The sequence below is a fragment of the Bradyrhizobium sp. UFLA05-125 genome (assembly GCF_059803515.1).
Window position 1 is genome coordinate 1 of sequence record NZ_JBANBJ010000181.1, and the last position, 894, is coordinate 894.

The window sequence follows — 894 nt, forward strand, 5'->3', positions numbered from 1 at the left end:
TGGATGTCGCGGAAGTCGAACGGCAGCTTCACCGGCAGCGACACGCGCTCGGATGCCATGTCGATATAGCGGGCCAGCGTGTGGCCGACGACCTCGGGCTGCTCGTGTATTTCCTTCGCCATGAAATGGCGGTAGTTGGCCTTGTCGACAAGCGAGGTCGAGGCCGCATGCTTGATCTTGTCGCGCTGGACGGCACGGCCGTCCTTGTCGAAGATAGCAACGCTGCTGCGGGTCAGCACGACCCAGTCGCCGTCCTCGAGATAGCTGATCGTATCGGTGAACGGGCCGAGCGCGATCGCGTCCGAGCCCAGGAACATCTCGCCATCGCCATAGCCGATCGCGAGCGGCGGACCGTTGCGAGCGCCGATCATCAGGTCGCCCTCGCCCGCGAAAATGAAGCCGAGCGCGAACGCGCCGCGCAGGCGGCTCAAGGCGAGCTTCACCGCCTCGATCGGCTTGTTGCCGCGCGTGAGCAGATGGTCGACCAGATGCAGCACGATCTCGGTGTCAGTCTCGGTGCGGAACACCGTGCCCTTCGCTTCGAGTTCCTCGCGCAGCTCGCGGAAATTCTCGATGATCCCGTTATGGACCACCGCGACGCGCTCGGTGGCGTGCGGATGGGCATTGTGCTCGGTCGGCTTGCCATGGGTGGCCCAGCGGGTGTGGCCGATCCCGGTCGTCCCGTTCAGCGGCTCGTCACGCAGCCGGGCCTCGAGGTTCTTCAGCTTGCCCTCGGCGCGCCGCCGCTGCAGGTGATCGCCTTCGAGCGTGGCAACACCCGCGGAGTCGTAGCCCCGATATTCAAGCCGCTTGAGCGAATCCACCAATTGCTCTGCAACCGGTTCGCGCCCGAGAATGCCGACAATCCCGCACATGCGGATCAATATCCCCCAA

The 894-nt window shown here is 64.8% G+C and carries 1 pseudogene; it reads right to left on the reverse strand.

What is annotated here, in order from left to right:
* Positions 1 to 875 (reverse strand): annotated as a pseudogene (locus tag SO156_RS45850) (glutamine--fructose-6-phosphate transaminase (isomerizing)); the annotation flags it as partial.
* Positions 876 to 894: the final 19 nt, after the last annotated feature.